Annotated in this window: 8 protein-coding genes; all 8 read right to left on the reverse strand. The window is 67.3% G+C overall.

Going from position 1 to position 9,179, the window contains the following annotated elements:
- Positions 1–206: 206 nt before the first annotated feature.
- Positions 207–1,055 (reverse strand): sn-glycerol-3-phosphate ABC transporter permease UgpE, encoded by an 849-nt coding sequence (gene ugpE / locus HY726_11875; GenBank protein MBI4609693.1) that lies wholly within the window; start codon positions 1,053–1,055, stop codon positions 207–209.
- 77 nt (positions 1,056–1,132) lie between these two features.
- A complete protein-coding gene (locus tag HY726_11880; protein MBI4609694.1) occupies positions 1,133–2,014 on the reverse strand; it encodes an ABC transporter permease subunit in 882 nt (293 codons plus the stop codon).
- Positions 2,015–2,097: 83 nt separating this feature from the next.
- Entirely contained in the window at positions 2,098–2,535 is a 438-nt protein-coding gene (locus HY726_11885) for a hypothetical protein (protein MBI4609695.1), read from the reverse strand.
- 74 nt (positions 2,536–2,609) lie between these two features.
- Positions 2,610–3,938: a sn-glycerol-3-phosphate ABC transporter substrate-binding protein UgpB gene (ugpB, locus tag HY726_11890; protein MBI4609696.1), complete on the reverse strand. Its 1,329-nt coding sequence runs from the start codon at positions 3,936–3,938 to the stop codon at positions 2,610–2,612.
- Between the two features lie 53 nt (positions 3,939–3,991).
- Positions 3,992–5,611 carry a glycerol-3-phosphate dehydrogenase/oxidase gene (locus HY726_11895; GenBank protein MBI4609697.1) on the reverse strand — a complete coding sequence of 540 codons (1,620 nt, stop codon included), beginning with the start codon at positions 5,609–5,611 and terminating at the stop codon, positions 3,992–3,994.
- Between the two features lie 175 nt (positions 5,612–5,786).
- Positions 5,787–6,563 carry an HAD-IIA family hydrolase gene (locus tag HY726_11900; GenBank protein ID MBI4609698.1) on the reverse strand — a complete coding sequence of 259 codons (777 nt, stop codon included), beginning with the start codon at positions 6,561–6,563 and terminating at the stop codon, positions 5,787–5,789.
- A 13-nt stretch (positions 6,564–6,576) separates the two neighbouring features.
- Entirely contained in the window at positions 6,577–8,025 is a 1,449-nt protein-coding gene (locus tag HY726_11905; GenBank protein ID MBI4609699.1) for an NADH-quinone oxidoreductase subunit N, read from the reverse strand.
- A partial coding sequence (locus HY726_11910; GenBank protein ID MBI4609700.1) for an NADH-quinone oxidoreductase subunit M occupies positions 8,025–9,179 on the reverse strand: 1,155 nt, incomplete at its 5' end. The genes HY726_11910 and HY726_11905, both read right to left, overlap by 1 nt.

Consider the following 9,179-nt stretch of genomic DNA (forward strand, 5'->3'; position numbering starts at 1 on the left):
GCTCTCGATCAGGCCCTTGACGAACCAGCGCTCCCCTCGGCGGGGGGCTCCGCCCCCCTCCGACTCCTCCCCCCGATGTTGTTCGAGCGTGGCGGGTTCGGCCATGCCGTGAGGCGGGCCACCCGCTGCGCGAGGCCCGAGTCGATTGCGCAGGCAAAGCCTGCGCTCGAACAGCCGCACGCCAGTGGCCGGAACGCCCTGGTCTCTCACTTCTCGCTCTCGATCAGGCCCTTCACGAACCACCGCTGCATGAAGAGGATCACCGCCACCGGCGGCAGGAGCGCCATGATCGCGGCGGCCATCATGACGTTCCACTCCGGGATGTGGGTCCCGGTGCGCGGGATCAGGTTGTTGATCCCGATCACGACCACCTGCATGGACTCCGTGTTCGTGATCATGAGCGGCCAGAGGTACTGGTTCCAGCCGTAGATGAAGAGCACGACGAAGAGCGCCGCGATGTTGGCCCAGGAGAGCGGGAGCAGCATCGACCAGAGGAAGCGCAGGGGGCCGGCGCCGTCGAGCTGGGCAGCCTCGGCCAGCTCGTCGGGGATGGTGAGGTAGAACTGGCGGAAGAGGAACGTGGCGGTCGCCGACGCCATGAGCGGCACGGTCAGCCCCCAGTAGGTGTTGAGCCAGCCCAGGTTGCCGACGACCTCGTACGTGGACATGATCCGCACCGGCACCGGCAGCATGAGGGTGACGAAGATCATCCAGAAGGCCAGGTGCTTGCCGTAGAAGTTGAAGTACACGATCGCGAAGGCCGAGAGCATCGAGATCGCGATCTTCCCCACCGCGATCGCCACGGCCACCACGGCGCTGTTCCAGAGGAGCCGGCCCATGTGGGAGCGGGTCCAGGCAGCCGCGTAGTTCTCCACGAGGTGCGTGGACGGCCGGAGGACCGGCGGCCGGGCCAGCACCTCGTCGACCGTCTGGGTCGAGATCACGAAGGCGTAGTAGAGCGGAAAGGCGATCACCGCCACGCAGGCGAGGAGGAGCAGGTGGACGACCAGATTCCCCCACGGGAGCGGACGGCGCCAGGCCTGGAGAACGGTCAGGGTGGCGGGCAGCGGCCGCGCCACGCTCGTGGCCGCGGGGGCCCCGCCATCAGCGGCCAGTCGCGACCCGCCGGCGCTCAATAGGTCACCTTCTTCTCGAGGTAGCGGAACTGGAGCATGGTCAGGAAGATCACTACCGCCATCAGGATGACCGATTGGGCGGCCGAGGAGCCGAGGTTCAGGCCGATGAAGCCGTCCTTGTACACCTTGAAGACCATGATCTCGGTGGCGCCGCCGGGGCCGCCCTGGGTCACGGCGTGGATGACGCCGAAGGTCTCGAAGAACGAGAACACCATGTTGGCCACCACGAGAAAAAAGCTGATGGGCGACAGGAGCGGGAAGACGATGAAGGCGAAGCGTCGCATCCCGCCGGCGCCGTCCACGCTCGCTGCCTCCAGCACCGAGCCGGGGATGGCCTGGAGGCCGGCCAGGTAGAAGGCGATGTTGTAGCCCAGGTGGGTCCAGACGGTGGCCACGATGACCAGCGCCATCGCCACCCACCCTTTGAGGAGCCAGTAGAACTCGTACGCGGTGATGAACGAGAGGAAGTACGGCAGGACGCCGTACGACGGATGGAAGATGAACAGGAAGATGATCCCCGCCACCGGCGGCGCGATCCCGTAGGGCCAGAGGAGCGCGGTCCGGTAAGCCGTGAGGCCGCGGATCCGCTGGCTCGCCAGCGCCGCCACGGAGAGGCCTGCTCCGACCGCCAGCGCCGTCACGCTGAAGGAGAAGATGAACGTGTTGACGATGGAGGCGTAGTAGTCCGGCGAGGCGAGGAGCTTCAGGAAGTTCTCGAGCCCCACGAAGACGTCGTTGCCCCCGAAGGGGGAGCTCCGGTAGAGGCTCAGCCGCAGCGACTCGAACGCCGGCCAGAAGAAAAAGACCAGCGTGATCGCCACCTGCGGCAGCACCAGCAGGTAGGGCAGCCACCGGTTCCTGAAGAAGGTCCGCTTCATCGCGATCTGCGGAATGCCGTTCGGCTGACCATCCTCGTGGCGACGACAACGAGCGGACGATACACTTCCGCCTAGGCTCGGCGCTACTTCTGCGTCCGCAGGAGTTGCATCGGCACTCCTACTGACCTCCTGGTCCCGCCCCGTGCGCGAACGAGCGTTCCAGACAGCCAGTCCGCTTTGACTAGAAACAAGGTGACAGTCGAGCCGGCCGACGTCGTGAACGTAATTTTCGCCTGCCCACCCTCCGGGAATTCGACAGCAATATTAACGGGACGCGAGCTTTCCCCTGTGGTACCGTATTTCGCCTCCAGTTGGCCGTCGCGCTCGATGATGATGAGGGTGCGATCCGTTTTCTCACGTGTGCCCCGCCCTTTAATCTCGCCTTCCCACGTCCCAACCAGCGCCTCTACGCGGGGGTCAGCGGCCTTCGAAGCCTCCAGCCTTTCCTGGGCGCTAGCAGAGACAGCTCCACAAGCAATCACGAGGGCAGTAGCTGTAAAGATGACCGCGGCGAAGTTCATGGCCTAACCTCCTGCCGCCTGTCTCGAGTCCCCCGGCCGTGACCGCAGGGATGAGGCAATCTGGAAGCCACGGGCTACTGCTTGTACTGCGCCGCGAACTCCCTCAGGATCTCGTTCCCCTTCGCCACCGCGTCGTCGAGCCCCTGCTTGGCCGTCTTCTTCCCGGCGAAGATGTTCTCCAGCTCGGTCTCGATGGCGTCGCGGATCTGGACGAAGTTCCCCAGCCTGATCCCCTGACTGTTGACCGTCGGCTTCGCGGAAAGCTGGGAGAAGGCGGTCCACTGCTCGGGGTACTTCTTGAAGTGGTACGCCTCATCCAGGTTCTTCAGCGCGGTATGGGAGATGGCCAGGTACCCGGTCGTGACGTGCCACCACATCTGCTGGTGCGGCTCGGCCAGGAACTTGAAGAACTGGGCCACGCCCTTGTAGTCGGCCGCCTTCTGCCCCTTCATCACCCAGAGCGTGGCGCCTCCGACGATGGCGTTTTGCTTCTTGTACGGCGGACCCCAGTGCGGGAGCTGACTCGTGCCCCAGGCGAACTTCAGCGACTTCTTGAACCCGCCGATGACGGCGGAGGACTGGACCAGCATCGCGCAGTCGCCGTTGATGAACTTCGGGTCGGGCTGCCCCATGCGCCCGCCGTAGGAGTAGATCCCGTCCTTGTGCCAGGCCGCGAGCTGCCCGATGTGCTTCACCCCGAACTCGCCGTTGATCAGGAGCTTGGTGTCGAGCCCGGCGTAGCCGTTCGCATTGGTGGCGAACGGCTGGTCGTGCCAGGGGAAGGTGTTCTCGAGCATGGTCCAGGACGGCCAGGACGTGGTGAAGCCGCACTTGGCCGCACCGGCGGCGAGGATCTTCTTCGAAAACTCACCCACCTGCTTCCACGTGGTCGGTGCCTTTTCGGGATCGAGCCCGGCCTTCTTGAAGGCGTCCTTGTTGTAGTAGAGGATCGGGGAGGAGGAGTTGAACGGCATCGAGTAGAGCTGGCCGTCCCTGGAGTAGTAGCCGGTCACCGGCCGGATGAAGTCGTTCCAGTCGATCTTGATCTCCTGCTCCTTCAGGAGCTGGGAGACTGGATAGACGGCGCCCGAGAGCATCATCGTCTGGGTCCCGACGTCGAAGACCTGGACGATGTGGGGCGGGTTCTTCTGCCGGTAGGCGGCGATGGCGGCGGTGAGGGTCTCCGGGTACGTCCCCTTCCGGAGCGGCTTGACCTCCCACTCGGACTGGGTCTCGTTGAACTGCTTGACCAGCGCGGCCACGGACTCCCCGAGCTGCCCCCCCATGGCGTGCCAGAAATGGATTTCGGTCCTGGCCAGGGCACGGGCTGGGAGCGCCCACACGGCGGCGATCAGCACGACCGAGCACAGGATCCGCGACCAGCGGCGATGTTCTGGGTTCATGTTGGGCCCTCCTCTGTAAAGTGACGACACCCCGCGCCCCGGTTCAGGGCGCTTCAACTATGCCGAAACCGGTGGCTCCGTTCAATAGTCTCGTGGTACGCGGCCAGCTCCGCCTCGAGGCGTCGGGGGCTCCAGCCGAGCAACTCCCCCATCCGCCGGCCGATCGCTTCGGCGCAGTCGAGGCCCTGGCAGGGGCTCAGGCCGATTTCGGTGCGGCGAAGGAGAAAGTCCTGCAGCGAAACGGCCAGCTCTTCGCTGACAGCGTGGTGGAGCTGGGCGACGATCTCCCGGTTCTGGGGACAGAGGCGCTCGGCCCCGTCGGCGAGCTTTCGCGCCAGTTCGAGGACACGAGGGTATCCCCGCCCGTAAGTCTCCACCAGCATCTCTACCGTTTCGCGCGAAACACCCGTCGCCCCCAGCTCGGCAGAGACGTCCATCCACGCCCGCACCTCCAGGCGCGGAGGCTCGTCGGTCCCGTCGAGGGTCCGCCGGGCCGTGGCTGACGGCGCGCGTCGGCCGAGAGCGGCCAGGACCCAGTCCCCGACCTCCTCCGCAAGGCTCCTGAAGCAGGTGAGCTTGGTTCCGGTGATGCTCAGGAATCTCCCGCCGGCCTCGGGGAAGACCCTGTGCTGGCGCGAGACCCTGGATGCGGATTTTCCCTCCTCGAACGTCAGCGGACGCACCCCGGCATAGGTGTAGACCACGTTGGCTTCGGTCATCCGGGGATCGGGGAAGATCCGGCGGGCCTCACCGAGGAGGTAGCTGACCTCCTCCCTGCTCGCCCAGAGGCGGTCGGGGCTGCCGGTGAAGTCGGTGTCCGTGGTCCCCACCAGCGTGAAGCCGCGCCAGGGAATCATGAAGATCATCCGGTCGTCGCGCGCGGACAGGTACACCGCGCACTCGGTCATCCGGGGCATCACGCAGTGGATCCCTTTCGTTGTGCGCACCAGCCGCGGTCCGCGATCGCGGACACCGGCCAGCTCGCGGATCCGGTCGACCCACGGTCCGGTGGCATTCACGATCACCCGCCCGCGGACCGTGTGAACCGTGTCCGCGATGAGATCGCGGACGCGGAGGCCCTCGATCCCCGAGCGACCGCGCACGACCTCCTCGACCTGGGAGTAGTTGAACGCGCGAGCGCCGTGGCGAACGGCCGAGAGGACGTTCTCCAGGCAGAGCCGCTCGGGCGAGAGCAGCAGGTCGTCGAAGTAGTAGCCGGCCCCGAGGAGGTCGTCAGCCCGGATGCCGGGCTCCAGAGCGAGCGCCTCGGGAGCGCGGAGGACGCGGTAGCGCTCGCGCTGCCGGCCGGGCGTCAGCCAATCGTAGAGGGTCAGCCCGATCCTGACCTTGACCAGGCCGCGGGTAGACCACCGGTAGATCGGGACCAGGAAGGGGAGGGGGCGGATCAGCTGGGGGGCCAGCCGCTGGAGCGTCTCCCGCTCGCGAAGCGACTCCCGCACGAGGCCGAAGTCCCAGAGCTCCAGGTAGCGGAGGCCGCCGTGGATCAGCTTGGAGGAGCGGGAGGTGGTGCCGGCGGCGAAGTCGCCCTTCTCGAAGAGGGCGACGGAGGCGCCGCGCAGGGCCAGGTCGCGGGCCACGCCCGCGCCGGCAATCCCGCCGCCGATGATGAGCGCGTCGAAGATCTCACCCTCGAGGCTGGCCGGGCGGGTCAAGGAACCTCGGAGGGGGGCTCCGCCCCCCTTCCGATACCTCCCCCCGTTGCAGTTCGAGCGTGGCGGGTTCGGCCTTGCCGCGAGGCGGGCCACCCGCCGCGCGAGGCCCGAGTTGATTGCGCTGGCCGGGTACCCGCGCCGAAGGCGTGGGTGGGCGCTCGAAAGACCGTGCGGGTCATGGATGGAGGAGCTCCCGAATCGAGCTTAGCACGTGATCGGGGCGGAGGTCCCCGATTCGAGCGTCCTCGGGTGCTGTCACGCCGCTCAGCACCAGGATCGTTCCCAGCCCGAGCTTCTTCCCCATGACGATGTCGGTCTCGATGCGGTCACCCACCATGACGCAAGCCCCAGCGGGCAGGCCCAGGGCCTCCAGCGCGACCTCCAGGATGATCGGCGAGGGCTTGCCGACGATGACCTCGACCCGCTTGCCCGTCACCGCCTCCACGGCCGCGATCATCCCCGCGCAGTCAGGGATCTCGCCCGCCTCGGTCGGGCAGGTGCGGTCGGGGTTGGTGGCGATCAGCCGCGCCCCCCGGCGAACCGCCTGGAGGGCTGTGTTGAGCTTCGCGTAGGTGAAGGTCCGATCGAAGGCGATGACGACCCAGCTCACGTCGGGGGCATCTCGGACGGTCAGGCCATGGGCCTGGAGCTCGGCCACCAGGGGCGGTTCCCCGATCACGAAGCAGGAGGCGCCAGGATCGTGGCGACGCAGGTAGCGGGCGAGCACGAGCGAGGAGTTGATCACCTCGTGCGCAGCCGTGGGAATTCCCAGACGCGTCAGCTTCAGCGCGTACTCCTCCCGCGTCTGGATCGGCTTGTTGGAGAGGAAGACGACCCGTCGGCGGTCCCCACGCAGGGCGGCGATGACTTCGGCGGCCCCGGGAATGAGTCCTTCGCCGCGGTAGATCGTCCCGTCAAGGTCGAACAGCCACCCCTGGTACGGAAAGCGGATCGTCGGCAGGGCCTTACCTGAGCAGCGGGCCCACCGCAGCCTGGGCCAGGTCGAAGAGCGGCGCGGGCATGAGCCCGAGCTGGAAGATTCCCCAGAGGGCGATGCAGAGCGCCAGGCCGCCGGCGAACGAGGGCGCGGGCACGGTCGGCAGGCCCTCGGGCTCGCGCATGTACATGTACACGATCAGCCGGAGGTAGTAGTACGCCGCCACGGCCGAGTTAAGCACCGCGATCACGGCGAGCCAGATGTAGCCGGCGCGGATCGCGGCGGCGAACAGGTAGAACTTCCCGACGAAGCCGGCGGTCGGCGGGATCCCGATGAGGGAGAGGAGGAAGAGCGAGAATGTCAGCGCGAGGACCGGGTGGCGCGCGGCGAGCCCGGAGTAGTCCTGCAGGTCCACGGCCTCCTGGCCGCCGCGCTCGAGCAGCAGGATCACCCCGAAGGCCCCGACCGTGGTGAAGGTGTAGACGAGGAGGTAGAAGAGCACTCCCCCGTTGCCGAGCGAGCCTCCCGCGACGACGCCGACCAGCACGTACCCCACGTGCGCCACCGACGAGTAGGCCAGCATCCGCTTCAGGTTGGACTGGGCGATCGCGACCACGTTGCCCACCGTCATGGTGAGGACCGCCGCCACCCAGAGGAGCGCGGCCCACTCGGGCTGGGCCACCGGAAGCCCGGAGAGGAGCACCCGCAGGAGCGCCGCGAACGCCGCCGCCTTCGAACCCGTCGCGATCAGCGCGGTGACGCTGGTGGGGGCACCCTGGTACACGTCGGGGGCCCACATGTGAAACGGCACCGACGCGATCTTGAAGCCGAAGCCGACCAGGAGCAGGCCGAACCCGGCCATCACGAGCGGGTCGCGGCCCAGTCGCGCGGTCGCCGCCGCGATCTTCTCCAGGTTGGTCGTTCCCGTCGCGCCGTAGATGAGGGCGATCCCGTAGAGGAGGAAGCCCGTGGCGAAGGCACCCAGGAGGAAGTACTTCAAGGCCGACTCGCTCGAGACGAGCCGCCCGCTGAAGAGGCCGGCCAGCGCGTAGAGCGAGAGCGACATGAGCTCCACGGCCAGGAAGACCACGATGAGGTCCGCGGCCGAGGCGAGCAGCATCATCCCCGTGGCCGAGAAGCAGATGAGGGCGTAATACTCGCCGGTCTCGATGCCGTTCCGCCGGAGGTAGTCCGTCGAGAGCAGGAGCACCAGCCCGGTGGCGTAGGCGATGGTGAGGTCGAAGAAGAGGGCGTAGTCGTCGAGGACCACCATCCCACCGAAGCCGCGCCGGGGAGTGCCCCAGAGCAGCAGCACGACCATGAGCGTGGCCACCACCCCGCCGAGCCCCACGAACGCCAGGTGTTCCTTGCGGCCGCGGGGCGGGAGCAGGTCGAGCAGCAGGAGCAGCGCGGCCGTCAGCGTGAAGACCAGGACCGGTGCGATCGGAAGGAGGAGGGCCGCCGCGCCCGCAGGCATCAGCGCCCACCGAGCGCGACCGGGGTCGCGCCGGCCGCCGGCATCGCGGCCGTCTGCGTCTGTACCTGGCTGATGAGCGACTGGACACTGGCTTCCGTGACTCCGGTAAAGGGCTCGGGGTAGACCCCGATCCACACGATGAACAGAAGAACGGGTAGGAGCACGGCCCACTCCCGCGGCGTGAGGTCGGCGAGGGCGCGGTTCGCGTCGTGCCGGACTTCGCCGAAGATCATCCGCTGGTACATCCAGAGGATGTAGACCGCCGCGAAGATGACGCCGGTCGTGGCCAGGGCCGCGGTGGGAGGGTGCACCCGGAAGGCGCCGACCAGGATCAGGAACTCCCCGACGAACCCGTTGAGGCCGGGGAGCCCCAGCGAGGAGAGCGAGACGACCAGGAAGACCGCCGAGAAGGCCGGCACCACGCCCCAGAGCCCGCCGAACTCGTCGATCAGCCGGGTGTGGCGTCGCTCGTAGATCATGCCCACGAGGAGGAAGAGCGCGCCGGTGGAGAGGCCGTGGTTCACCATCTGGATGATCCCGCCCACCAGCCCCTGCGGCGTCAGCGTGAAGAGGCCCAGCATCACGAAGCCCAGATGGCTCACGCTCGAGTACGCCACGAGCTTCTTGAGGTCCGGCTGGACCATGGAGACCCACGCGCCGTAGATGATGCCGATCAGCGCCAGCGCGAAGATCCACGGCGCGAAGGCCAGGCTCGCATGCGGGAAGAGCGGGAGGCAGAAGCGGAGGAAGCCGTAGGTCCCCATCTTGAGGAGGACCCCGGCCAGGATCACGCTCCCGGCGGTGGGCGCCTCGACGTGAGCGTCGGGGAGCCAGGTGTGGAACGGAAAGAGCGGCACCTTAATCGCGAAGGCGACGCCGAAGGCCAGGAAGAGCCAGGTCTGGAGCCCCGCCGGCACGACGGAGCGGATGAGCACGGGCAGGTCGAAGGTGTAGGTGCCCGTCGCGCCGCCGTGGTGGAAGTAGAGCGCCAGGATGCCGACCAGCATCAGCAGCGAGCCGAGCATGGTGTAGAGGACGAACTTGATCGCGGCGTAGATCCGCTGCCCGCCGCCCCAGACTCCGATGATGAAGTACATGGGGATCAGCATGGCCTCCCAGAAGATGTAGAAGAGGAAGAGGTCCAGGCTGACGAA

The sequence above is a fragment of the Candidatus Rokuibacteriota bacterium genome, assembly GCA_016209385.1.
GTDB lineage: Bacteria > Methylomirabilota > Methylomirabilia > Rokubacteriales > CSP1-6 > JACQWB01.